Raw genomic sequence first — 22,863 nt, forward strand, 5'->3', positions numbered from 1 at the left:
TATTGAAGGAGTGAGTATTGATGGCTGTACGCAAACTAGAGCATGTAGGTATTATGGTAAAATCGATTGAGGTGTCGATTGCTTTTTATGAAGATGTTATAGGTTTGAAACATCTCGAAAATGCTGGACATATAGATGAGCATATCAAACTCGCTTTTCTTGCTTTTCCAGATCAATTGCAAACCGAAATCGAATTGGTTGAAGGATACACAGGTGAGCTCGCTAATGAAGGCAAAGTACACCATGTGGCTTTTGCAGTAGATGATATTGAACAAGAATATGTACGAATTCAAGCCTTAAATTTGCAAGAATTAGATGCAGAGATTACCACTCTTCCTAATGGTAGTCGCTACTTTTTCTTTAGTGGCCCTGATGGAGAGCGTCTGGAATTTTTCCAATCTGCACGTTAAGATAGAAACAGACCGCTTGGAGACACAGACGGCATGGGATACATAGAACAGTTGTATACCTATTACACTTGGAGGAGAGATAATAATGACTAATCCATACCCGCTTCAATTTCAACCGGAATTTAAAGAACGTGTGTGGGGCGGACGTGCCCTTGAACAATTTGGCTGGGATATTCCTGAAGGCGTGATCGGTGAAGGCTGGATGATCGCAGATCACCCGAATGGTACCACTTCTGTTATCGGTGGCGAATTAGATGGTGTAAGCTTAACTGAACTTGGACAACGATTCGGACGCGATTGGTTCGGTACCAAAGGTGTATCTGAAGTCAACGGACGTTTTCCATTATTGATCAAACTATTGGATTGTAATGACGACCTTTCTGTTCAGGTTCATCCTACAGATGATTATGCAGGGCTTCCTAAAGGGGAACTCGGCAAAACAGAAATGTGGTATGTGCTTGCGGCGAAGCCTGGTGCTAAGATCATTTACGGTCTTAAAGAAGGCGTGACTCGTGAATCCTTAGCAGAAGCGATTGAGAATAATAAAATTACAGATACATTGCAAGAGGTTTCGGTAGAAGCAGGCGATACATTCTATATTCCTGCCGGTACTGTACATGCTTTGTGCGCAGGAGTACTGGTTGCTGAAATCCAACAAAATTCAGATACAACGTATCGTTTATACGATTATGATCGTCCTGGATTAGATGGTAAACCTCGTGAGCTCCATATTGAAGATTCACTCAATGTCATCGCTTATGAAGGTGCTGGCGCAACGACGATGAAAACAGATGGTCTTGCAGCTGGAGAATGGTTAGAACTCGCTGCTTCTCCTTACTTTATTGTTGAAAAAGGGGTCGTAGATGGTGCTTGGTCATTATCAACAACCGCAGAAAGTTTTACTATTCTAGTCATCGCTGATGGTGAAGGTTCGATTGCATGGGGCAATGAAAGTGTCCCTGTCAAAGGTGGACAATGTTTCTTATTACCTGCTAATTTAGGCGACTACACATTAGATGGTCATTGCACGGTTATTCGTTCTTATTTGCCTTAAAAAGACAGAACAGTTCTAGTTAGCTTTGATTCAATAATGGGAATAAATGGTTAACATTAGTTAGATTATAGGTTCCAAGTCAGACAACAATAGACCTGTACAGATCTACATCAATTATGTAGATTTGTACAGGTTATTTGCAAGGAGGAATACGATGCTAGAACGTACATTTAAAATGACTGATCCTGAAAATGTAGCTGTCCATGTATATGAATGGCTTCCAGAAGATGATCAGAATCATCGACCTTTACGCGGAATTGTTCAGATTACTCATGGCATGTCTGAAACTGCCAAACGATACAAACGATTCGCAGAATCGCTAACTGAGCAAGGATTTATAGTCTATGCTCATGATCAACGTGGACATGGATTAACGGCTTCAGGGCCTGAATATTTAGGCGATCCAGGAGATAACGGATTTTATTGGATGACTCAGAATGTGATGCAATTATCTGAGTGGATTCGAGATCATCATCCGAATATGCCTCTTTTCATTATGGGACATAGTATGGGTTCTTTTATTATTCAAAAGGTGATGTATGAGCAACCTGATCTGTATGATGGATTTATGTTGTCCGGTACAAATGGAAAGCGTAATCTACTCCGTGTAGGTAAGCAGATTGCTCATCTTCAGCAACGACTGCGTGGACAAGTACATCGTAGTCTATTGTTAAATATCATTGTGTTTGCTTCATACAATAAAGGGCTTCCACGTCCACGTAAAACGTTTGATTGGTTATCACGTGATCCTGAAGAAGTATCTTTATTTATGAATGATCCACTTTGTGGGAAGTTACCTTCTGTTCGTTTTTATGTTCACTTTTTTGAATTGTTGTTAGAGATTCACCAACCCGACCATATGAAGCGTATTCCACCGAATAAGCCTGTCTATTTATTTAGCGGCGAACGTGATCCTGTCGGACAATATGGTAAAGGTGTCAAGCAGTTGTATCAACAATATCTTCAGTTAGGGTTAGAAGATGTGAAGCTCGACTTGTATCCAGACAGCCGACATGAGACGCTAAATGATACCAATCGTGATGAAGTGACTGCAAATGTGATTCATTGGCTCAATGAACACCTATCTACTCAACCCGTGACATCCAAATAAAGCCATCTCTCCTATGTAGGTAGAGACGGCTTTATTTTTTTCAAAATGATAAAGAATTACGATGAAACATTACGCGAAGTACGTAACAGATTCAGACCTAATAATATAAAAATACTCCCTGTAATCTTGTTCATATATGTAGAGATGCGACTGGATTGAAGACGCTGTGCCATTTTACTAGAAAACAGAACCAATAACATACACCATAGTATCCCGGTCGTGCTAAAAGTAAGTCCGAGCAGGATAAAAGGAACCGCTCCATACGTCTGTTCAGGGCTGACAAATTGAGGGATAAACGCTAAATAAAACAGCGCAACTTTGGGATTCAATACATTGGTCATCATGCCTTGCAAATACACTTTACGATTGCTTTGTGACTCCACAGCTTGCATCGATGGGTTATCTTCGTGCCGAGCCATAATCGAACGAACACCCAACCAGATCAGATAGGCAGCGCCAATCCATTTAACAATATTAAAAGCAAGCGCAGATTGCATAAGAATAAGAGAAAGTCCAAGACCCGCAAGTAATGTATGTACTAATGAACCTGAGACAATACCATATACTGACATGATCCCTGCCTTTTTCCCTTGAAAAATACTACGACTTAAAATATAAATCGTATCACTGCCTGGTGTTATATTGAGCAAAATACTAGACAAAATAAAAATCCAATAATGTTCGATTCCCCACACGGTTCCTCACTCCTATCTTTTTTTATATCTGAAGATTATATCTGCTTTGAAGAGAAATGGGTATAGATAATATAAAAAAAATACAGACAACAGCATCTTAAAAGATACTTTTGTCTGTATGTGTAGAAATAAAGCCTACAACTATTTAATAAATCAGTGTATGGCGATACATGTATACCTTATTGACGATTTTCTAATTTTCGTGGATCAGGGCTAGTGTTGGTCGTCATCTCTACACCTTCATGTAGACCTGCATCAATCGACTGCCATGGTACAAGCTTGAAGTTTTGATTAAGCTTTTTGCCATTTTGCAAATTCTCATCATCTTGAGCAATAAATACACCATACGGATACTGGCTACCCATATTCGCACCTAATACATCAATACCATCAGTTTCTGTCGTGCCATCGATACCTTTACCATCGTTAATCGTAAAGTTAGCGATGTATGGATTGTTATTCTGGCGATCATAGACAGCATACGTATTATTACCTTGACTTGAAGCCATCAAGTAACCTGTTCCATCTGCACCATAATAAAGGGTTAACCCTTCGATATCATCATGGAGACGACGACCATCTGCAACATCAACTGTGCCTAAAGCTTTGGTACCACCATCAGGTTCTGCACTGTATTTCCAGATCGCTGCATCTTCTTCAGCAATATATAATGTGCCATATTCATCATCAGCAACCATACCTTCTGATTGCGTATCCAGCTTAAATTGACGTACCAATGATCCTTTTACTTTGCCTTTACCATTATCCATTAATTCATATTGTTCGAATTCGCCTTCTTTACCCAAAACAAGCGCATAGTATTTGTTTGTTTTTACACTATGGTACAAGCTAAATCCGTATACTTCACCCATTTTGGATTTGATTGGTGTAGCAAGGATATTTTGAAGTGCGCCTGTTTGACCATTAAACGAAAAGATATCAATCGTATTGCTTGAACGATTGGTCGCACCAACAATATCCACTTTTTTACCGTTCAATGGAAAATCGTAACGAAGGTCGGTATTGTTCATTTTACCTGTAGGATAAGATTGTAACTCTTTGCCTTTCAGATCATAGACCAACATGCCTCCGCCTTTGTTCGTAGCAATAATCTTGCTGTTGGCTGCGTTGGATGGATCAAGCCAGATCGCTGGATCATCTGCTGCATCTTCACCTGACTCTACAGCAGCTGTCTCGCCTGTAGGCTGAACCGAAAATACAGGGATAGCATCAGCAGGATCATTGAATTTGGCATTTTCAGCAGTGATCATTGTCAGCAAGCTTTGTGGAATATAGGTAGCTCCCTGTTGTAAATGAGCAGCTTGTTCCAATACGCCACTTTTGCCAGCCAGTCGGTATTTCTTCTCACCCACTGTAATCGAACCTGTAATTCCATTTTTCAATTGGAAAAAGGCTGCTTTATCTTCTCCGTCCCAGTACATTTTGCCGCCGATAGCCTCGATCGATTGTCTAAGCGGAACGGATGAACCTTCTGCTGCATGTACCAGCGGACTCGCTACCGCTGCTGTAATACTGATTCCTGCCACCAATAAAGCCGTTTTACCTATGTTCTTCAACATTTCATCTGCTCCTTGTCGCGATTACGCTATGTATGGCGTGTCATACCCATCGATTTAAATATAGGCGATGATTGTTAGCGTGGAGTCTGTATTGTGTAAAGTTCAGGTAAAGCGCAGGAATAGTATTTATTTATCCAAATCAAGCTTTTTCTCATAACATAAACTAATACCATCATCTTTATAATCTGCAAAGACAGGAATACGATAATAACCATTGCGTTCGTAAAAAGCTGTCGCTTCAAATTGTTCTGCACCTGTCTCCAAGCGAATCCATTGACAACCCTGTTCAATCGCTCTCTGCTCTAATGCTTGTAGCATTTTACCAGCAATCCCTTGTCTACGATATGTAGAGTCGACGAAAAATCGTTTCAATTCTACACTGTCTGCATCCAATGAACGAATAGCACCACAACCTGCCGGTGTATCATCTACATAAGCCACCATAAAAGTAGTTTTAAGGGTATCAGGATGATCCAGATCAATTGTATAAATATTTTCTTCATCATACCGCTGTAGTAGATCTTTATCTAATGCCTGAATTAATCTTCTCAAATGCTGATCAGTAGGTAGAACTTGTTCTATACGAACCATAGATATAACACTCCTTTGATTATAGGGATTGAGAAGATTCTACGATTTCATAATGATGTACCGTCGGGAACGGATCATAGTAATGATGAAGTAATTGCTTCCACTCCTGATATTCTGCTGATCCGCGGAATCCTTCGGTATGATCGTCTAGTGTCTGCCAACGGACTAACAATATGTATTGATTGTCAACTTCAAGGCAACATTGTAACTCATGTGATATGTACCCTTTCATACCAGATATAATCTGAGAAGCTTGACGGAAACTTTGCTCAAAGTCTTCGGTTTGACCTGCTTTTACTTGTAAAATAGCTACCTCTAATATCATCACATCACTCCTCCATATCTTTTCCTTATAGCACTATATAAATAATTGGGCACTACCCATAATGGGTTTGATTTAGTATAAAGGTGTTCGCTCTTTCATTCAACTGAACAATACAAAAAGTCTTGCTCCTACGATCAGGAACAAGACTTTAGATTTACCTACCCGTTAGTTACGACTATTCAGCTTAGATAACAAACGTAGAATTTCCATATACAACCAGATCAAGGTCACCATTAGACCAAATGCTGCATACCATTCCATATACTTAGGTGCACCTGATTGAGCTTCAGTCTCAATGAAGTGAAAGTCTAGCAATAAGTTCAGTGCAGCAATCGCTACGATAAACAAGCTAATCCCGATGCCGATCCAACCGGTTTCATGAATAAACGGTACACTGATTCCAAAAAATCCTAAAATAATATCAATCAGATAAACAAGTGCAATTGAAGCCGTACAAATCACGATGCCAAGTGTAAATCCTGGTGTGACTTTGATAATACGTAGTGTATAGATCGCTAACATCAAGAATAATGTCCCTACCGTAATCAGAATCGCATTGATAACAATTCCCGGATAACTATAATCTGTCCACGCCGAGATTGCCCCTAACATTAATCCATTCAAAATCACATATAAAGGTGCTGTTACAAAGGCTGCTCTTTTGAAAAAAATAGTAATTAGCGAAGTCACCAGACTACCGATCAAACCTACGATCAGAAAACCAGTCACATCTTGTCCTTGATAATACAGATACCATGTGTACACTGCTGCAACCATTAGCAAAGCAAGAAGTACCATTGTTTTTCCAACAGTACCGCCAACCGTCATTGCTCCTGCTTTAAAATCACTTTCTTTAAAATCCGAAAATGCTTTTTCACTAAGTGCTGGATTGTTTAACGCCATACGATCATCTCTTTTCTGTCTAAAATATAAATAACCCCTCTACATCATCGTTCTACGGATGACTTGTCCATTATAGGTGGGAATGATTCATTTGGACAACCCCACCCATTTGGCACGTAACACAAATACTTCTTTGTTATTTTTGATCGTTTCAGCTAGATTGCTACTTGTCATAGTGTGTTGACCATCATTGTTGACACGCATAGAAAGATCAACCGTCGTATTGATCGGAATTGATCGCTGATCCAACAAGGTACTCGACATGAATGTAGAAGCATGTACTGGAAGATATGTATACTCTAAGCTGGTAGAATTTAATCCCACTTGAATCATAATCACAACCGTCTCATGGCGATTATCTTCTCTTTTAGAATAAGAATGAATCGACATTTCTTTTTCTCCGTCTGGAATAGCAAAATTGTTATACAGCATTTGTTCTTTGAACTGTCCATTACGATAATGATCGATCCATGTTCGCACGGTACTTACTTTTTGCTGATTTATATTCACTTTCGCGATAACGATATTATCCCATGTCTGTGCTTGTAACTTTTGATATTCAGCATCGGTATTCGGTACAACATGTAATTGGATCATTTTCTGTTGTTTTTTCGCTTTTTTTGTAGCTTCTTTGGCTTCATACTGTTCGATCAGATCTGTGGTTAATCCTTTTTCTGAAGTGGGTGCCTCAGTAGTATTGGTTACAGGTCGATCAGGTGTTCGAATGACTTTAGCTGTTACCGGTTGTGTGGGAGTAGACTGATTTTCACATCCAACCAATACAATAAGCAACAATACGATAATGGTTTTTTTCAATCGTTTGGATTCCTTTCGGTGACAGCATCACGATCACTCCCTAGAAATGATTGCGTAAAAGATTGAATAATAGGACGGTCAGGTGGATTGATCATCTGTGGTAATACAAAAAGGTCAAAAAATTGTAATTCTTGGACTTCAGAACATTGCGCTTGAAGTGAACCTGTATACTCTCTACATACGTAAGCTGCTACAACATTATAGACTTCATCCCCATGCGGATATTGATAATATAGATCAGGGCCGGAGAAGATATCCAGTAGCTGCAAATGCACAGCTACCAAACCTGTTTCTTCTTCTAGTTCTCGCTTAGCGACTTGTTCTAATGTCTCGCCAAGTTCCATACTTCCACCGGGTAATCCCCAGCAATGATTATCTACACGCTTTTGCAAAAGGATCTGTTGTTGATCATTTACTAATATAACAGTAGCACCAGCCATAATAAGAGGTCTGCTTCCTACAACTGCTCTTAGTTCAGTGATATAGCTCATCCACCTTTGCTCCTTATTGAACAGCTATAATTTGCTGTTTGGTCTGTCGTGCTATTTCTCTGCCTTCTTCATCTAGCGAAGCATCTAACATCGCAAACCATGTATCAATATCCATTTTATCTTTGCGAGCTGTCAAAATAATTTTGGCGGCTTCCATCGTATGAGGTAACATAGGCACTCCACGCATATATAAGAACGTGTCATCTGTAATATGAAGTTGCTTATGGATATCAACTAATTCATTTAATACTTTAAATGCACGATCATATTCCTTAGCATCTGCAAGTGCACGGCAAGCATAGTACATCATCTGCGGAATAGGTACACCTTCATCATTTTCAGCGTGTGCACGTAATTCTTTGGCTTGTGTATAAGCTTCCATGCCCTGATCGATTTTACCTGCCAGAATAGCCGAAGTCATTAAATTAAACCAATCATTGATATCTCCATACTCATTGCATAACCATTCAAATGTAGCTCGTGCTTGTTCATATTGCTCTAATCGAAAATAAGACAAAGCAGTCAAACCATACGCTTCTTTCACCACATACGTATCTAAAGAGGAACGATAAGGTTCAACTTCTTGCAAAACTTCACTAAATTTCTCTTGTTGAAACAATTCACGCAGCCGATCCATTTCTTGAAATTCAGGATTGGCTAGATTCACTTTCTGTGGTTCTGTAGCAGACTCTGTTGGAGAAGTGGAAGTCTTTGGTGTAGACTCTTCATGAGATTCAGTCGTGTCATCTGACTTTTTACCAAACAGTGAACGTAACTTTTTCATTGTCTATTCTCCTTTACTCTTGCTATTTTAAGACTGTTGCCAGTTGCTATCAATAAATTCGTCCCGACCGGATTGCTCACGATCTTCTTTATAATGTTTTGGATTCTTTTTGTGATAATCTTGATGATATTCTTCAGCAGGATAGAACACAGATGCAGGCAAAATTTCAGTGACAATCGGTTGTGTAAATCGACCACTTGCTGCCAGTTCTACTTTGGACTGAAGTGCTAATTCTTGCTGTTCTTCATTATGATAAAAAATAGCGGTACGATACTGTGTTCCACGATCTTGGAACTGTCCGCCATCATCGGTTGGATCGGTCTGTGGCCAGTACAATTCTAACAATTTCTCGTAAGCAAATAATGACGGATCAAATGTAATTTCAACGACTTCATAATGACCGGTATTGCCTGTTTTGACTTGTTCGTACGTTGGATTTTTGATATGTCCACCTGTATATCCAGATACGATTCCATGAATACCTGGTAATTCTTCGAATGGAGTAACCATGCACCAGAAACATCCTCCGGCAAATGTAGCTTTTTGTAATTCTGACATGTACATAATCCCCTTCTGTGTATGAGTAGGTTAAATATATCTTCATTATACGTATGTTTAGAAAGCATTACAAAAGCCGCAACACTTAGATGATCACTCATCTATGCTTGCGGCTGATTTTCAAAAAAATCATATGGCTTATCGATCGATAAGACGATTATAGACTACCTGCTATTTCTGTTCAGGAATATAGACGACAAACCCGCTATCTTCACAAAACACATCACTGAATTGATATACCTGTTTGTTATCGACAAACAACCATTCCAGCACTCTACGGATGACTTGCAGCATGATAGTCCCCTCTCTTCATTTCAACTTCGCCAATGTGGCTTATCGTCATTTTAAGGGGGAGAACTATCGTTGTCAATCCAGATTTTTGTAAATAAAAATAGAAAATATCAACGCAGTGTAAACGCTCTAATATACACAGCTTTATGAGGAAGATATATCAAAGTAATGACCAAATATTCCTAACGATTTGATCGTCAAATTTCCTTTATTGGTCGAATATTCATCTGTCGTTTTTTTATAAAGAAACAAATGACGTTCTGTTTTGTCTTTCCATTCAATCGCTTGTCCATTAATACTACAATCTCTCGTTACTGTATCACTTGTACACTTTAGATTGTATTGAGTGGCTAACCATTGATTATACGACTTTTCACTTGGGACAGTAGCCACCATACTCAAAATCAGTGCAAAAAAGATCAATATCAAAATCCATTTTTTTCTTTGTTTCGGCAAAACAGAATCAGCTCCTATACATGTGAGAACATTATAATACTTTGTAATGAGTACGATGTGGATCATGAGAATCCGGCTTAAATCCTAGCGCTAGATAGAACTGACTGGCTTGCTCACTATCTGCACGCAGTACCAGTATATTATAGAACTTGTTTGCTTCAGAAGTCACTTTTTGCACCAATTGCGTACCAATTCCTAGATGACGATAGTCTGGATGAACATACAATCGGCGTACACGACCTGTAGATTGATCGGAAAAAGGATCTTGATTCAGTCCAATGACACCGACAATCTGTTCTTGTTCACGGGCGATATATAGTGCTTCGCCTTGACCTGAAAATGTATTTTCTCCTGACTGATATTCGTTAACCAATCGACGGATATGTCTAAATCCTTCTTGTTCACTTTGGAGCACCAAAGGTTCAAGTTCCTCTACTTTCAATTCTTTAATCACAGAGATCCTCATATGTATAACCTACTTTCCTTATCAAATAAATACAAATAGATCATATCCCTGTATGACAGTAGGAATATGATCTGTATGAATATACTATGTTATTTAACTATGTTCAACTTTGGACTTTTTACTCTGATTAATCATCGTCTCAATGCGTTCATTGCCAATAATCTGACGGAAATGATGAATCATATGTTCAATATAATCCGCAGCTAACCAGTCGAGTGTCGCACTTTCACCGGAAGGCAGAATACCTTCTTTGGTATAATCTTCTTCTGGAATCTGTGCCAGTACAGTAGCAATCTGAACATTACGATTGATCCAGAGCTGAATCACATCATATGGATCATAACTATTATGATAATCATTCAGTTCTACCCAGCGATCTTGATCATATCCTTCAAGTGGAATCGGATAATCCGACAGAGCTATTTTGACAAAGCGTATATAATTATTCGCAGCCGAATCACACAAGTGACCCACAATTTCTTTTTTAGACCATTTGGCAGGATGCGCTTTGGCGCTGAATTCGTCTTGAGGAATACGGTTCAATTCGGTCTGAAAATGCAACACCAGATTCTGAAGTCGTTGACTATAATTCATTGAAAATCCTCCTTTGACAAAATAAGATCCTTTTTGAGCTTAACGAATATGCACGCCAAAATAATACTGACTGTTGTTATCTTTATTCCATGTCGCAGAAAGTGCATACTGCACATCATCATCAGACTTTTCAGGTAGTGAATACGGTCCAGATTGATTCAGCTCTACTAGAAAGTACTCCCCATTTTTTACCATGTATAATTCTATTTTAGCAGGCTTCATTGGAAAGTCGACTTTTATTTGAGATCGAGGGGCAATTGAAATCTCCTGACTCTTTATCTGTTGATTTAACAATTTATGATCAAAACAAAAAGACACTCGTAAAGAGTGCCTTTCTATATCTATATGTTGCTTATTTGTGTATTACTGAATCTCTTCATACAACCGAACATATTGTATCTTTTGAGTTTGAGTATGATACGAAAAGACAAGAAAATACTTAGGAATATCTTGATTGGTCAGTTGATATGTAGCTTCTGCTGTATAAGCTACATCTTTAGACGTATCATTTTTTTCATCAGGCTTACCCAATTCAGTGATAATAGTATCCATTTTCAACTTTTTATAAGCGTCTGCACTAGATGTGAGTTCCACTATTTTGTCTTTTCCATCGAAAGCCACATCGAATGTACCATAACTCAACATTGGAACATCCGTATCACCTAATTCTGGCTTCCCTTTTAATTGAAATAATGTCTCACGGCTTGATCCTAATGCTAGACCTTTAGGCAAATCAGGCAATGTGCCTTCTTTAGCAGCTTTGAGAATTGTTGTTCCTGAAAAGGTATCCGTATCGTCTGTATCTTCACTTTGTGTTGACTGTTCGGGAATAGTCTCTTCTGAAGATTGTGGCTCTGCTGTCGCCGGTGTAGACGCTGTGACGGACGGTTCTACAATATTATTGTCAGATGGAGTCGTGGATCCAGAAGTTGTAGGTGTTGCTTGTTGCTGAGAATTACCACACCCTGCTACGATCATCAAGCCTACGATCAATAGACTGATTTTCCATAGACCTGATGATATCTGCAATCGACTCCATTGTTGGTTATCGTTATTTTTACGTGTAGACCTATTCATTCTCTGTTCTCTCCTCTTTGTCAATGATTCGTTAGGTTTAGTATATAGAGAACATGTATCTGCAATACGAACGAATGTATCTAAATTGTAAATAACAGCCTGATTTATAATTGCTGAATCAACGTCGTATAATAGCTGTTACCATTGCGCTGATCTAATCGCCCTGCTGTTTCTAGTCCCATTTGTTCTAGACGACTCGCTATAGCTGGCAAATCATTAGCTTCTTCTGGATAGGGATAGCCAGCTGGTAATTTGACAGATGTCACATTGCCATCAGCAACCAGACGCTTGAACAGGACAGCTGCATACGCATTAAACATCATCTTATCACGCGGATTCTCATGATCCAAAGATAATCCAACCCATTGTTCAAATACTTCCAAAGCCTGCAAAAGATCGATATTTAACAGGTAATACATATGCTCACCCGAATGAAGTACAAAGTCACGATTGCCTTTGATCAGGCGATAGCCTTGTTTTTGATATTTCTCTGCTTCTTCTAATTTACCCAGACGATATAATGGCATTAACACTTTCGATAATGTCAGATGAGGAACTTCGCCACATGTCATTCGACCTCTCAAAATAGGTCGAGCTGTGCGAATAATCTGCTCGTCATTGCCTTTCATCACTTCAAACTCTACGAATTGATGTTGTTCACATGCTTCACAATCGCTCATCTCATCACGATCCATCGCTTTGGTCTTATCCAAAAATTGTTGTGCTTCTTCTACTTCACCATAATCTTTGAGTAGTGAAAAGCGATAGTAATAATAAGAACGCTCACTGTATCCGAATTGTTCGTAACGTCTACGCATATCAGCTAGCAATTCTTCAATTTGTGCCCGGTTAATTTCTGGAAACGAAGCAATCGAATCTAGAATCCATTTGTACGACCATAATAATGTAAAATCATCGTATTCATCCGGTTGTTGATCAAATTGTCCAAGTAACCATGAGAATGCAACCAGTGCTTTCATCGGATGACCGCTAAAAGTACATGTTTCTACTAATTCTTCACGTGCACTATAGCCCTGTTCAACATCACCAAGACTATCTGCAATTCGAATCGCTTCTTCTAATAAAGCAATTTTGGCTCGTCCATTCGGCAAACTATATGCTTGATCCATAATATCTTCAAAATCTGGATTCATCTGTTCTGGTTGATGATTCATTCGGTGTGTCCTCCTTGATCATTATTCGCCGATAATCCCCAATCCAAAAAGCGAACAATTCCTTGATTTAATACTTGCATCTCTTGTCTGTTCATCGGGTAATGCCCCATCATTAATGCATTTACATATAACATCTCAATAGCCACAACGATCATACTTTCGTTTTTGGCTTGGAAAATACGTTCTACGACCGAATTATTAATATTCAGATACAGTGTCGAATAAGCAGACTCTTGTAGCGAAGAACTTAAGCTCTGCAATACCGAAGTTAATGCTAGCGGACTGACTGATTTGGATGTTTCAATCGAGCGCAGATCAGAAGCTTCTTGCGATAAAGTAAATAATGCTGGCAAATCTTCCGGCTTGAACCGTTTAAGTTGAATCTGACAGCGGAATCGTTGCAAAGCCACATCCGCATAGCGAACAGCCTCATAATACTGCTTACGTTCATCTGCGGTAATATCGGTAAAAGCAAGCGACACATCTTCTGGAATCAAGCGCTCTGTCTGCGCTTCTGCACACACTTCAGGAAGTAAAGCAATCAGTTCGGCATCATACACATAACCACCATTGACCACTAACAATGATTGAGCAGAAGCCACATGTGTAATCTGACGATATTCATCCAGACTTGTCGTGTAATACATCTTCTGTCCATCTGCCATTAATTCATGTACTTTACGGCGACCATATGTCGTTTCAAAAGGCAACCAGCGATAGATAATCTGGAAAAAGGATGTATCTTCAACCGCCAGAGCTTTCATCGATAATGCATGTAATTGAATAATCCGCTGCAGTCGATCAGGATCGTATTCAGCCATCCGTAACAATTCAGCACGAATACTATCTCCTAACTCCTGACGTACTTGTTCCAATTTCTCATTTTCATAAAAATGTTCACGAGATGCTGTCGGCTGTAACTCATCGGTCCAGATGATACTTTTCACAAAAAACGCCCAGTCTGGCAAAATGTTTTCTGCTTTTTCTGATACCAACATATACTTGAGATACACACGATTGGATTTTTTAACATTCAGATTGACCGAGTGTGGCAAAATAAACGCAATTCCACCTGTGCGTCCAGAAGCAGTCTTCAAAGGGATATAATCTTGAAACTTCTCTCCTAGTAAACGTTGTCCCAATTGCAATACTTCTTCACGATGCCCACGTGCTCGCTCTGGATCATCTAACCATAACGGACGCTGATCGTTCACAATACGCTGAGTCTGTCCATCACGGAACGTAATCGGGTATGGCAATAGCGCACCATAATCATAGATCCATTGTTGTAACAACTCCGATTCATAATACATTTCACAATCAGGCTTACAACGTAAATATACTTTGGTTCCTGGAGATAACTCTGTCTCTAACTCACGAATATGATATGTACCATCTGGATTACCACGCCATTCTAGTGCTTTACCACCTTTGGCAGATTGAGTCACCATCACAATCTCATCACTGACCATAAAACAAGATAACAATCCAATCCCGAATCGTCCGATAAATGAGGTCTCTTGTGTAAACGCATCTGCTCCACCACGCTTAGACGATTGACCGATCATTGCCAAAAACTCATGCACATCTTCTCTGGTCAAGCCAATTCCATCGTCTTCGATCATCAATGTCGACCCAGCACCTGTACCGGTTAATTCAAGATGGATACTTCCTTGATACGTAGGATCTTGCTGAGAACGAGCGGTTACAGCATCAACTGCATTCTGCAACACTTCACGTAAAAACACTTTGGGATTACTATACAAATGATTGGATAAAATATTGATCATTCCACTAAGATTTACTTGAAACCGATATGTATCTGATTCACTCATACCATACAACTCCTTCAATAATATTAATGATTATCCATTCTAGCGACCACGTCATCATATTCTAGAAAAGCATCGTATTCATAATAATAATTAATCGCAATCACCATCATTTCAGGTGTTGGTGTCTGCCCGGTATTGCTCAAAATATCAATAATATCTTCAAACGTCGCTAATTCTAACCATGTCTGTATCGCATGATCATCCACCCAATCCGGAAAGATATCCTCACGAGCATTCGTAATGGTTCCGCCTTGATACTCCAATTCATTGAGCCAATCTTCATTAAAATAATAAATAGGTGTAGCCAGCGGATTCTGTTCCCATTTCTTCACATTGAGATATAACCATTGATTTTCAATCTTATTCATCACAGGCAACAGCTCTACAAAATGATCAAACTGAGCATGCTGTAATTCTCCTTTTTCATGCAAATCAACGATGTGCTGTTGATGTGGATTCATAGAATATTCCTCCTCTTTGGGCAAATAGCATCACACCATACTATGGGTATGTTCGTACTTATGCTGTAACTTGTGTAACGCTTTGACGATTCCATCTCTATTTTTAGCGTCTTTCATATACTTGGGTAATCGATAAGACGCATGACGCTTAATATACACAGAAGGCTTAACCCGTAGATCAGCCGAAATATAATCAATCAGATAATTTAAATGTTCATGATTGAGTGCCCAGATTAATTTGCCCCGATAATGGGTCAGCAAATATAGGTTCAGTTGAAACAATGGATCTTTCCCATCTCTAATCTCAAATCCTAAAGAATATCGGTTGGATGTTTTCTTGTTGAGAGGTACTTGATTAGTGGTCTGGCAATACGGACAGCGAATATGTACATTTTTATGATGATGCTGTCCTTTATCTGTGACTGACTCATTAAACCAGCGCTCACAAAAGGTACATACACCGCTTGCTGTATAATCATAGTCTATTTGATACGTTTGACTATAAAAACAATGAGAACATTGCATTTCGATTGATTCATTATCGGTGATAGAGGCAGGGCCTGCACATTTGGGGCACTCTACCAGTACAGGTTTGCCATGATGTAATGAATACCAGAAACTATATGGTTCTCCTAATTCATCAAAAAAACGTTTCATGTTGCATCTCTCCTTGGTGTAGTATTTCTTGTAGATTGATCTCTTTAACTATCCATCTCCCAAGAATAATATCAGCTAGAAGTAGGTATTGTAACAAAGTAGTACTTCAGTAAACACAATAAAATTTAGTATCAATTTTCGGTAAGATCTTACTTTCCAGTATACCGTTTCATAAAGAACAGAACAACCGAGCAACCTCAGTAGTGTACATGATTTTTTGCCTATATCGTTGTATATACAAAAAGACCTGTGAAAGGTTATTCTCTTTGCACAAGTCTTTGTATAGGATGTCTACATTTAGATTTCGCCATTCCATTCTTTATAAAAACGATCTACATACTCTTGCATATAGCGGTGACGCTCTTCGGCTATAATACGGGCAGCAGGCGTATTGATCTTATCTTTTAATTTGAGTAATTTTTCATGAAAATGATTGATCGCTGTACTCTTCTCATTGCGATATTGTTCAGGTGTCATGGATGTGCGTACCGGAATAGCTGGATCATGAATCGGACGACCCGTATGCCCTGAATACACAAAGACACGCGCAATAGAGATCGCTCCAATCGCATCCAAGCGATCCGCATCTTGTACAATCTGTCCTTCCAGTGTACGCACAGGAGGATTATTTCCACCGTTGTAAGACATCGTAGCAATAATATCCACAATATGTTCTGTATCTTGTTCATCGATTGGTTGAGTCTCTAACCAGTCGGTCACTTTACGCATACCTGCTTCTTTGGAATCATTTAACTTCTCATCAGCTACATCATGAAGTAAAGCCGCCATTACTGTAATGAATCGATTAGCTCCTTCAGCCGCTGTAATCCGTTCTGTCATTTGTACCACCCTATGAATATGCCACCAATCATGACCACTCGTATCTTCACCAAGAACGGATTGCACAAATTCTGCTGTGTCCTGAATAATTTGCTCTTGTGCTTGTTGATTCTGATCTGCTGTTGTCATTATATATGTACCGTCCTTTCGCTATCTAGATAATAAAGATGACTTGACCGAGAATGAAGTATACATGACTTTATATAAACTGTATATCACTACACTATTTTATCTTGTTCCAATAATTCCTCCAAATCAAACGATATGTCATTCTTTTAATGAAATATATGATTTAAATGCTCATTAAACATTTAGAAACGGTCGATATTATAATAAATATAAATTTTTTACCTCTATCCAAAAATAATACCTACTTATAATCGTATCTACTTTTTAAAAAAAGAATAGCTGAATTGGATGATTTTATTTGTGAGAGGGAGTTACTTGTGCAAAATTACAATCAAGAAACAATGGATACTTTAGTCGTCAAAGCTTTGGAAAATAACCTTGCTATTATTCGGTTTGATGTTCATCGACGTGTAGCTTATGTAAATGATATTTTTGCGCGGACGATGGGATATACACGCGAAGAAATGCAAGGTATGGAGCATCAAAGGTTTTGTTTTCCTGCATTTGTAAATAGTCCTCAATACGAATTGTTTTGGAAAAGCCTGTTGTCTGGAGAAAGTTTTCAAAATAAAATCGAGCGTATGGATGCTCAAGGTCAGCCGATCTGGCTAGAAGCTACGTATATGCCTATTTTTGAAGATAGTACCCGGAAAGTGATCGGGGTCTCCAAGATTGCTACTAATATCACTCAAAGACAAAATCATATGACTCATGTAGTGACTGAACTGCAACATATGGCGGATAGTATGAGCGAACGTGCGAATAAAGGGATTCAACGTAGTCAAGAACTGCTACAAAGTATCAACAAAATTGCAGATGTCTCTGCTGAAAATAAACATACACTCGTTAATCTTCAACAACAAGCACAATCGATTCAAGGAGTTGTACAGACGATTCGTGAGATTTCTTCTCAGACTCATTTACTTGCGCTCAATGCAGCGATTGAAGCGGCTCATGCTGGTGAATTTGGACGTGGATTCGATGTGGTTGCCAAAGAAGTTCGTAAGTTATCAACCATGGTTGAAAAATCAATTATTGAAGTACGTGATAGTGTAGATTCAATTACTCAAGAGATTGAGAAAATCGCTAAAGGCACAAATGAAGCACAATCAACTGTAGAACAAAGCCAACAACAGATTCAAGTAGCGATGAGTGACTTCACTAAAATTTCGTCAGCTGCGCAAGAATTAGATATTCAAGCACGCGAAGTATCTGTCATCATTTAAGAAGAGTACAAGCCCTTGGCAGTATAAGGATGGCTTTTTCTGGTCTAATTTAAAATCATGTTGTACAAAATAACATAGCTTACGTTAAAAAGACCGTTCAATTATAGCAACGGTCTTTCATTTTATAACCAAAGAGCAAGTACTCCACCTCACTCTAAGATTCAAACTATACTTAATTCGGATTTTGCTGTGGTTCTTCTTCGATTCCCTGCTGTTTCTTAACAGTCATTAGCTGACGTTTACGCTCATTGTCTTCTACTTCTGCTTGATATAGATACACAATTCCCGCCGCTAAAGCTATCCAACTGAAATACAAAGGGACTTGACCTACACTATTCAAAAAATTATTAAATAAATCGCTGTTCCATGTATTTGTTCCTGATCCCCAAATCGCAGCACTCATGTATTTCACACCATACAAAAATGCGGCTATGGCAATCAGGCTGATTCCTGCTGCTCGTTTGTTCATCACAATCTCCATTCTTGCTCGCTAGTATAGTTGAGAATGTAGTAATCACTGAATCTTATCTTCATTCAGGGCATATCTGATGGCATCTGTGGAGCTTGAGAATTGCTATACCCCCAGCTTATGATGGTGGCGCTATCTTTTCCACGTTGGGTATGAATATGGTCTAAGATCGACTGCATATTCGGCTTAAGCTTATCATCATTGACCAATGCTTGATACAGATGTTCAGGACGTTGAAAATACTGATCAGGCGTATCGACTACACCGTCAGTCATTAAGACGATGATATTATGCCCTGCTCGCAATTGTCTTTTGCCAATCGTGTAACAAGGAACTTCCAGATCGAACGTATTGACCTGTCCGATCCATTCATAGAATTGCCGTTGATTAAGACCATACTGTCCCCAGTGAGCTAGATCGGGATGAAGCAAATATGCTATACAATCGCCTACCGAGAACCACCAGAGATACGATTCTTTTTGCAAAACAATTAGACAAGACGTTTCTCCGGTGACCTGCTGACAAGCTTGGCGAAATGCAACACTTGAGAACAAGTCCACAATATACTTTTCAAATACGTCAAATACATCAGGTTGCTCTAATATCACTTGAAGTTTAGCTTCATCCTGTTGCAATGTCTGTACAATCAATGCTGCACTGGTTGCTGTCTGATGAGCATCTAGCAGAACAGCTAATTTGACAGAACCATCTTCACTTTGTATCACCAATAATCCATCTTCATTTTTATTCGCACCCGCTTCTGTATTGCCACCATACCATCCTATATGTATCCCTTGTTGCTCTATCGTCGTTGGCGTATCTAAAAAAGGTCGCTCACTTCCGATCCATGTATAGCTCATAAATACCTCCTTTGTTTATATACTAAAAACCTGATTCATCTTTTCCAAATCATAACGTAAAAGCCAATCATAATATTGGTGATACAAGCGCTGTAATGACTCTTGTTGCATACCTACAATATCCAATCCACGATCATCGTACATATGGAAAATAATTTCTTGCTTGGGTTCTATAAAAAATACTCTTTCTACTAAAGAAGCTTCTCGCTCTGGAAAATCAGTATAACCAATTGCTTTCAAAATACCTGCATAATCAAGATCACCAATCGTACACCATACATATTTACTTTGAATATATCCCATTAATTCTGCTGTATCTTCATCATAATCAGGTTGTTCAGAGTGAATACTAACCTGTGAAACATATTCTGGTTGTAGATAATTTTCTAACACCTGAACTTCATTGCGCTCAATATGCTCAATATCCGATAATGCAGTCTGATAGGTAAAAGTCATTACACATACTTGTTCACTTTCAGCAAATACAGCTTCAAATAAAGAGATAGCACGCTGCTCAAGTTGTTCAAAATAAGTCGGATCATCAATCCCCCGATAAGGTACTCCTAATTCAAACCGTAATCCTAAAGGAAAGTTATAAAACAAAGGCACTTCTAACTTCATTTGCGGAAAAGTCTGCTCTAACCATTGATTAAAATCATGATTCATAAATGTGCTCACTCTTTACCTCGCTTGGACTGTAATTCTTCCCATTCATGCAAATACATCATCTGTTCTTGATCCGATGTGTCTAATTCGATAGGACAGATAAATTCTAATAAGTTGCCATCAGGATCATCGAAATAAATAGCGGTATGCGCTTGAGGTCTATTCGGTAATACGATCGGTGCAATCGGTTGAAAACCAAACACTTCACGTACAGCAATTCCTTTGGTTTCTAACCATTCTTTGGCTTGCTTGATATCTTCATAATCGACGCGAAACGCAATATGGCGCAAAGAAGGATGATATGGAGTATGGACTTGTTCACCTTCCCATAAGCCTAACCAACTGATCCCCTTTTCAATCCATACAAAACTCAAACTTTCGCCATGATGAGCGATTTCTAGTCCTAACTTTTCATAAAAAGCGAGCGATCTATTCATATCTTTGACAGGTAACAAGGCTTCATATAATCCTTTAATCATGATAATCCTCCATTCATATAGGTGATATTCAACTTCTATTTACCATTCTACCTCAATATTAAAACTTGTCTAATTTCACAAAATAGGGTTATATACACATATATCCGTTTACGATGAGGGGGCATTTTGATGAAATCCGATTCATATACCACTGTACCTTATGGACAAGAACCTGTGATTGAAAAAAGCAAAGGCACGCTAATCTACTACGATTCGTTCGAACATACAACAGATGACGATCTCAATCTGGCACTACGCACGATGGATCATATGCAGTTCACACGCTTGGTGCTCTATCCACTGCATGAACTGACGGTTAAACGCATGTCCAAAGAACCGGTATCCGCTTATTACAAACGTGAAGATCGGCTTCATGCCTGGAAAAGAGAAACTGGTCGTAAAAGTATTACGGTTGAAAATTGGGACGGTAAACGTAAAAAGTATACCCCGATCGAAGCGGCATTACGTACATTAGTCGATCACTATCAATCGCCTTATTTTCTACTGATGACTCCTGAGATGGCGAACTTATTTGCATCGTTTTCTTCATTTGAAGAATGGATTAGCAAGCTCAAAATCGTTTTGACGGAAGAACCCAAAACACTACATCCACGGATGGAAAAGTATAGCAAGCGTTGGGTAGTGGCAGGAGTGGAACCGGAGTAATATTTCTATTTTCTCTCTTTTAAAAAATACGTAATTAAGTTATAATAATGCAATAAAACATTTATTTACGTACTATGTATAGGGCTGAAAGGTGTGGAAATGGATGGAACATATGCTTCAACAGATTTTGCAAGAGATCAAGTCAGTCAAAACAGATGTACTATTACTTCATCAAGATAATCAATCTCTAAAAGACGGCATACAAGAACTTAATCAGAATCAAATTCTTTTAGCAGAAAGACAATCAAAACTGGAAGAAAATCAGATCCACTTAGAAAAAAATCAAGTACAAACCAATATTAAAATCAGTGATATTCACACTGCGGTCGTTCGTCTTGAAAATGATCAGCCCAAAGATATTGTCGCTCTGTTAGAAACGTTTGATGAGTATTTTCATGAAAAAGATTCTGAGCTAGCTACTCTGAATCATCGTGTATTTCGAGTGGAATCTAAATTGGAACGTATGAGTATGCGTGCTTAAGCCATCCTTCGGGATGGCTTTTTTTATTGTCTACTTATTCTCTGCTTCTTCTTGGTCTGGCTGGTACTCAATCAAGTCAGATAATTGGCACCGAAATGTATCACATAATTTAAATAGTGTTTCTAGCTTAGTTGTTTCTACATTTTCTTCTCGATAAAGCTTATTAATCGAATTGCGACTTAGTCCAGACAACTTCATTAATTCTGTAATATCATCGATTCGATGTTCAGCCATCAATATTCTCAAATTGCATTTAAGCACTTTATTCACCCCTCATAGCTATTATCTTATCTTTCACTTTTCTTTTATTCAATATCAAACGTATTAATTAACTCTATAAAGTTAAATAATCACTTTACATAAACCTTTCAGAGTTATATAATAACCTTATAGAGTTAAACGAAAGAGAGATGATGATATGTTTAATACAAATCAATCTTTAGAAATTATGCTTGAACCTCTAATCCGTAAACGATTAGAAGTATTATATTCTGATCTACAAGAAGTTGAATCTACATATGTTTCTCTTCGTAATGAGTGTGACAAACAATTTTCAATCATGAGAAATTCTTTACCAGAGAATCTACAACATACTGCATTTATGTACGAAGATGTTCAACTTGAATTACAGGCTATTGTAGAAAGTCGAATTTATTTGCAAGGATTTAAGGATGCTATTGAACTGTTTAGTGAATTGAATGTATATAAATAAAAAAG

General features: G+C 38.6%; 32 protein-coding genes. 7 read left to right on the plus strand and 25 right to left on the minus strand.

Features of this window, described 5'->3' with window-relative positions:
* The first annotated feature begins 20 nt into the window (after positions 1–20).
* The 3 genes from RCP16_RS12740 (at position 21) to RCP16_RS12750 (ending at position 2,575) form a co-directional block, all read left to right on the plus strand.
* Positions 21–410 (plus strand): VOC family protein, encoded by a 390-nt coding sequence (locus RCP16_RS12740; protein WP_308640443.1) that lies wholly within the window; start codon positions 21–23, stop codon positions 408–410.
* 85 nt (positions 411–495) lie between these two features.
* Positions 496–1,464, plus strand: a complete 969-nt coding sequence (locus RCP16_RS12745) for a type I phosphomannose isomerase catalytic subunit (protein WP_069327240.1) — start codon at positions 496–498, stop codon at positions 1,462–1,464.
* A gap of 154 nt (positions 1,465–1,618) precedes the next feature.
* On the plus strand, positions 1,619–2,575 hold the full coding sequence (locus RCP16_RS12750; RefSeq protein ID WP_308640444.1) for an alpha/beta fold hydrolase: 957 nt from the start codon (positions 1,619–1,621) through the stop codon (positions 2,573–2,575).
* A gap of 56 nt (positions 2,576–2,631) precedes the next feature.
* Here the strand turns inward: RCP16_RS12750 and RCP16_RS12755 are convergent, their stop codons facing one another.
* The 20 genes from RCP16_RS12755 to RCP16_RS12850 all read right to left on the minus strand — a co-directional run bounded on the left by RCP16_RS12755 (position 2,632) and on the right by RCP16_RS12850 (position 17,299).
* A complete protein-coding gene (locus RCP16_RS12755; protein ID WP_308640445.1) occupies positions 2,632–3,270 on the minus strand; it encodes a LysE family translocator in 639 nt (212 codons plus the stop codon).
* 179 nt (positions 3,271–3,449) lie between these two features.
* Positions 3,450–4,850: a phytase gene (locus tag RCP16_RS12760; RefSeq protein ID WP_308640446.1), complete on the minus strand. Its 1,401-nt coding sequence runs from the start codon at positions 4,848–4,850 to the stop codon at positions 3,450–3,452.
* A gap of 126 nt (positions 4,851–4,976) precedes the next feature.
* Positions 4,977–5,441 (minus strand): GNAT family N-acetyltransferase, encoded by a 465-nt coding sequence (locus RCP16_RS12765; protein WP_308640447.1) that lies wholly within the window; start codon positions 5,439–5,441, stop codon positions 4,977–4,979.
* A 19-nt stretch (positions 5,442–5,460) separates the two neighbouring features.
* Positions 5,461–5,766, minus strand: a complete 306-nt coding sequence (locus RCP16_RS12770; protein ID WP_273593519.1) for an antibiotic biosynthesis monooxygenase family protein — start codon at positions 5,764–5,766, stop codon at positions 5,461–5,463.
* 165 nt (positions 5,767–5,931) lie between these two features.
* Positions 5,932–6,669, minus strand: coding sequence for a Bax inhibitor-1/YccA family protein (locus RCP16_RS12775; RefSeq protein WP_137222195.1), 738 nt, complete (start codon positions 6,667–6,669; stop codon positions 5,932–5,934).
* An 87-nt stretch (positions 6,670–6,756) separates the two neighbouring features.
* The gene (locus RCP16_RS12780) at positions 6,757–7,485 is read right to left on the minus strand and encodes a YgaN family protein (RefSeq protein WP_308640448.1); all 729 of its coding nucleotides are present in this window, start codon (positions 7,483–7,485) and stop codon (positions 6,757–6,759) included.
* Entirely contained in the window at positions 7,482–7,976 is a 495-nt protein-coding gene (locus tag RCP16_RS12785; protein ID WP_069327234.1) for an NUDIX hydrolase, read from the minus strand. Before RCP16_RS12785 ends, RCP16_RS12780 begins: the two co-directional genes overlap by 4 nt.
* A 13-nt stretch (positions 7,977–7,989) precedes the next feature.
* Positions 7,990–8,760: a tetratricopeptide repeat protein gene (locus tag RCP16_RS12790; protein ID WP_273593518.1), complete on the minus strand. Its 771-nt coding sequence runs from the start codon at positions 8,758–8,760 to the stop codon at positions 7,990–7,992.
* A 27-nt stretch (positions 8,761–8,787) separates the two neighbouring features.
* The gene (gene msrA, locus RCP16_RS12795) at positions 8,788–9,318 is read right to left on the minus strand and encodes a peptide-methionine (S)-S-oxide reductase MsrA (protein ID WP_069327232.1); all 531 of its coding nucleotides are present in this window, start codon (positions 9,316–9,318) and stop codon (positions 8,788–8,790) included.
* Positions 9,319–9,489: 171 nt separating this feature from the next.
* Positions 9,490–9,612 carry a hypothetical protein gene (locus RCP16_RS12800; protein WP_273593517.1) on the minus strand — a complete coding sequence of 41 codons (123 nt, stop codon included), beginning with the start codon at positions 9,610–9,612 and terminating at the stop codon, positions 9,490–9,492.
* A gap of 141 nt (positions 9,613–9,753) precedes the next feature.
* Entirely contained in the window at positions 9,754–10,065 is a 312-nt protein-coding gene (locus tag RCP16_RS12805) for a hypothetical protein (RefSeq protein ID WP_137222191.1), read from the minus strand.
* A 31-nt stretch (positions 10,066–10,096) separates the two neighbouring features.
* Positions 10,097–10,519: a GNAT family N-acetyltransferase gene (locus tag RCP16_RS12810; RefSeq protein ID WP_308640449.1), complete on the minus strand. Its 423-nt coding sequence runs from the start codon at positions 10,517–10,519 to the stop codon at positions 10,097–10,099.
* A 105-nt stretch (positions 10,520–10,624) separates the two neighbouring features.
* Positions 10,625–11,125, minus strand: coding sequence for a DinB family protein (locus RCP16_RS12815; RefSeq protein ID WP_308640450.1), 501 nt, complete (start codon positions 11,123–11,125; stop codon positions 10,625–10,627).
* A gap of 39 nt (positions 11,126–11,164) precedes the next feature.
* Positions 11,165–11,320 (minus strand): hypothetical protein, encoded by a 156-nt coding sequence (locus tag RCP16_RS12820; RefSeq protein WP_308640451.1) that lies wholly within the window; start codon positions 11,318–11,320, stop codon positions 11,165–11,167.
* Positions 11,321–11,488: 168 nt separating this feature from the next.
* A complete protein-coding gene (locus RCP16_RS12825; protein ID WP_308640452.1) occupies positions 11,489–12,202 on the minus strand; it encodes a DUF4309 domain-containing protein in 714 nt (237 codons plus the stop codon).
* Positions 12,203–12,306: 104 nt separating this feature from the next.
* On the minus strand, positions 12,307–13,377 hold the full coding sequence (locus RCP16_RS12830; RefSeq protein ID WP_308640453.1) for a hypothetical protein: 1,071 nt from the start codon (positions 13,375–13,377) through the stop codon (positions 12,307–12,309).
* Entirely contained in the window at positions 13,374–15,212 is a 1,839-nt protein-coding gene (locus RCP16_RS12835; RefSeq protein WP_308640454.1) for an HSP90 family protein, read from the minus strand. Before RCP16_RS12835 ends, RCP16_RS12830 begins: the two co-directional genes overlap by 4 nt.
* 23 nt (positions 15,213–15,235) lie before the next feature.
* On the minus strand, positions 15,236–15,673 hold the full coding sequence (locus RCP16_RS12840; RefSeq protein WP_069327225.1) for a DUF7716 domain-containing protein: 438 nt from the start codon (positions 15,671–15,673) through the stop codon (positions 15,236–15,238).
* A 30-nt stretch (positions 15,674–15,703) separates the two neighbouring features.
* On the minus strand, positions 15,704–16,330 hold the full coding sequence (locus RCP16_RS12845; RefSeq protein WP_308640455.1) for a hypothetical protein: 627 nt from the start codon (positions 16,328–16,330) through the stop codon (positions 15,704–15,706).
* Between the two features lie 297 nt (positions 16,331–16,627).
* Positions 16,628–17,299: an HD domain-containing protein gene (locus RCP16_RS12850; RefSeq protein WP_308640456.1), complete on the minus strand. Its 672-nt coding sequence runs from the start codon at positions 17,297–17,299 to the stop codon at positions 16,628–16,630.
* 317 nt (positions 17,300–17,616) lie between these two features.
* Here RCP16_RS12850 and RCP16_RS12855 point away from each other — a divergent pair, with 317 nt between their 5' ends.
* Complete coding sequence (locus RCP16_RS12855) at positions 17,617–18,525, plus strand: methyl-accepting chemotaxis protein (protein ID WP_371748095.1); 909 nt, start codon at positions 17,617–17,619, stop codon at positions 18,523–18,525.
* 172 nt (positions 18,526–18,697) lie between these two features.
* Here RCP16_RS12855 and RCP16_RS12860 read toward each other — a convergent pair whose 3' ends face one another.
* The 4 genes from RCP16_RS12860 to RCP16_RS12875 all read right to left on the minus strand — a co-directional run bounded on the left by RCP16_RS12860 (position 18,698) and on the right by RCP16_RS12875 (position 20,999).
* On the minus strand, positions 18,698–18,994 hold the full coding sequence (locus RCP16_RS12860; RefSeq protein WP_308640457.1) for a hypothetical protein: 297 nt from the start codon (positions 18,992–18,994) through the stop codon (positions 18,698–18,700).
* A gap of 65 nt (positions 18,995–19,059) precedes the next feature.
* Positions 19,060–19,854: a PP2C family serine/threonine-protein phosphatase gene (locus RCP16_RS12865; protein WP_308640458.1), complete on the minus strand. Its 795-nt coding sequence runs from the start codon at positions 19,852–19,854 to the stop codon at positions 19,060–19,062.
* 15 nt (positions 19,855–19,869) lie between these two features.
* Complete coding sequence (locus RCP16_RS12870; RefSeq protein WP_308640459.1) at positions 19,870–20,520, minus strand: DUF3885 domain-containing protein; 651 nt, start codon at positions 20,518–20,520, stop codon at positions 19,870–19,872.
* An 8-nt stretch (positions 20,521–20,528) separates the two neighbouring features.
* Positions 20,529–20,999 (minus strand): VOC family protein, encoded by a 471-nt coding sequence (locus tag RCP16_RS12875; protein ID WP_308640460.1) that lies wholly within the window; start codon positions 20,997–20,999, stop codon positions 20,529–20,531.
* Between the two features lie 129 nt (positions 21,000–21,128).
* On the opposite strand from RCP16_RS12875, the gene RCP16_RS12880 reads away from it, so the two are divergent.
* A complete protein-coding gene (locus RCP16_RS12880) occupies positions 21,129–21,665 on the plus strand; it encodes a hypothetical protein (RefSeq protein ID WP_308640461.1) in 537 nt (178 codons plus the stop codon).
* Between the two features lie 103 nt (positions 21,666–21,768).
* Complete coding sequence (locus tag RCP16_RS12885) at positions 21,769–22,146, plus strand: hypothetical protein (protein WP_308640462.1); 378 nt, start codon at positions 21,769–21,771, stop codon at positions 22,144–22,146.
* A 30-nt stretch (positions 22,147–22,176) separates the two neighbouring features.
* On the opposite strand, the gene RCP16_RS12890 is transcribed toward RCP16_RS12885, so the two are convergent.
* Positions 22,177–22,407, minus strand: a complete 231-nt coding sequence (locus RCP16_RS12890) for a helix-turn-helix domain-containing protein (RefSeq protein ID WP_308640463.1) — start codon at positions 22,405–22,407, stop codon at positions 22,177–22,179.
* Between the two features lie 157 nt (positions 22,408–22,564).
* On the opposite strand from RCP16_RS12890, the gene RCP16_RS12895 reads away from it, so the two are divergent.
* On the plus strand, positions 22,565–22,858 hold the full coding sequence (locus RCP16_RS12895; RefSeq protein WP_308640464.1) for a hypothetical protein: 294 nt from the start codon (positions 22,565–22,567) through the stop codon (positions 22,856–22,858).
* The last annotated feature ends 5 nt before the right edge of the window (positions 22,859–22,863 follow it).

It is taken from the genome of Paenibacillus nuruki (assembly GCF_963311185.1).
Classification (GTDB): domain Bacteria; phylum Bacillota; class Bacilli; order Paenibacillales; family Paenibacillaceae; genus Saccharibacillus; species Saccharibacillus nuruki.

Bases quoted from the DNA above. Each gene is read 5' to 3' on its own strand.
- RCP16_RS12740 (WP_308640443.1), top strand. From the start codon at position 21: ATGGCTGTACGCAAACTAGAGCATGTAGGTATTATGGTAAAATCGATT.
- RCP16_RS12745 (WP_069327240.1), top strand. From the start codon at position 496: ATGACTAATCCATACCCGCTTCAATTTCAACCGGAATTTAAAGAACGT.
- RCP16_RS12750 (WP_308640444.1), top strand. From the start codon at position 1,619: ATGCTAGAACGTACATTTAAAATGACTGATCCTGAAAATGTAGCTGTC.
- RCP16_RS12760 (WP_308640446.1), bottom strand. From the start codon at position 4,850: ATGTTGAAGAACATAGGTAAAACGGCTTTATTGGTGGCAGGAATCAGT.
- RCP16_RS12765 (WP_308640447.1), bottom strand. From the start codon at position 5,441: ATGGTTCGTATAGAACAAGTTCTACCTACTGATCAGCATTTGAGAAGA.
- RCP16_RS12770 (WP_273593519.1), bottom strand. From the start codon at position 5,766: ATGATATTAGAGGTAGCTATTTTACAAGTAAAAGCAGGTCAAACCGAA.
- RCP16_RS12775 (WP_137222195.1), bottom strand. From the start codon at position 6,669: ATGGCGTTAAACAATCCAGCACTTAGTGAAAAAGCATTTTCGGATTTT.
- RCP16_RS12785 (WP_069327234.1), bottom strand. From the start codon at position 7,976: ATGAGCTATATCACTGAACTAAGAGCAGTTGTAGGAAGCAGACCTCTT.
- RCP16_RS12790 (WP_273593518.1), bottom strand. From the start codon at position 8,760: ATGAAAAAGTTACGTTCACTGTTTGGTAAAAAGTCAGATGACACGACT.
- msrA (WP_069327232.1), bottom strand. From the start codon at position 9,318: ATGTCAGAATTACAAAAAGCTACATTTGCCGGAGGATGTTTCTGGTGC.
- RCP16_RS12800 (WP_273593517.1), bottom strand. From the start codon at position 9,612: ATGCTGCAAGTCATCCGTAGAGTGCTGGAATGGTTGTTTGTCGATAAC.
- RCP16_RS12815 (WP_308640450.1), bottom strand. From the start codon at position 11,125: ATGAATTATAGTCAACGACTTCAGAATCTGGTGTTGCATTTTCAGACC.
- RCP16_RS12820 (WP_308640451.1), bottom strand. From the start codon at position 11,320: ATGGTAAAAAATGGGGAGTACTTTCTAGTAGAGCTGAATCAATCTGGA.
- RCP16_RS12825 (WP_308640452.1), bottom strand. From the start codon at position 12,202: ATGAATAGGTCTACACGTAAAAATAACGATAACCAACAATGGAGTCGA.
- RCP16_RS12830 (WP_308640453.1), bottom strand. From the start codon at position 13,377: ATGAATCATCAACCAGAACAGATGAATCCAGATTTTGAAGATATTATG.
- RCP16_RS12835 (WP_308640454.1), bottom strand. From the start codon at position 15,212: ATGAGTGAATCAGATACATATCGGTTTCAAGTAAATCTTAGTGGAATG.
- RCP16_RS12840 (WP_069327225.1), bottom strand. From the start codon at position 15,673: ATGAATCCACATCAACAGCACATCGTTGATTTGCATGAAAAAGGAGAA.
- RCP16_RS12845 (WP_308640455.1), bottom strand. From the start codon at position 16,330: ATGAAACGTTTTTTTGATGAATTAGGAGAACCATATAGTTTCTGGTAT.
- RCP16_RS12850 (WP_308640456.1), bottom strand. From the start codon at position 17,299: ATGACAACAGCAGATCAGAATCAACAAGCACAAGAGCAAATTATTCAG.
- RCP16_RS12860 (WP_308640457.1), bottom strand. From the start codon at position 18,994: ATGAACAAACGAGCAGCAGGAATCAGCCTGATTGCCATAGCCGCATTT.
- RCP16_RS12865 (WP_308640458.1), bottom strand. From the start codon at position 19,854: ATGAGCTATACATGGATCGGAAGTGAGCGACCTTTTTTAGATACGCCA.
- RCP16_RS12870 (WP_308640459.1), bottom strand. From the start codon at position 20,520: ATGAATCATGATTTTAATCAATGGTTAGAGCAGACTTTTCCGCAAATG.
- RCP16_RS12875 (WP_308640460.1), bottom strand. From the start codon at position 20,999: ATGATTAAAGGATTATATGAAGCCTTGTTACCTGTCAAAGATATGAAT.
- RCP16_RS12880 (WP_308640461.1), top strand. From the start codon at position 21,129: ATGAAATCCGATTCATATACCACTGTACCTTATGGACAAGAACCTGTG.
- RCP16_RS12885 (WP_308640462.1), top strand. From the start codon at position 21,769: ATGGAACATATGCTTCAACAGATTTTGCAAGAGATCAAGTCAGTCAAA.
- RCP16_RS12895 (WP_308640464.1), top strand. From the start codon at position 22,565: ATGTTTAATACAAATCAATCTTTAGAAATTATGCTTGAACCTCTAATC.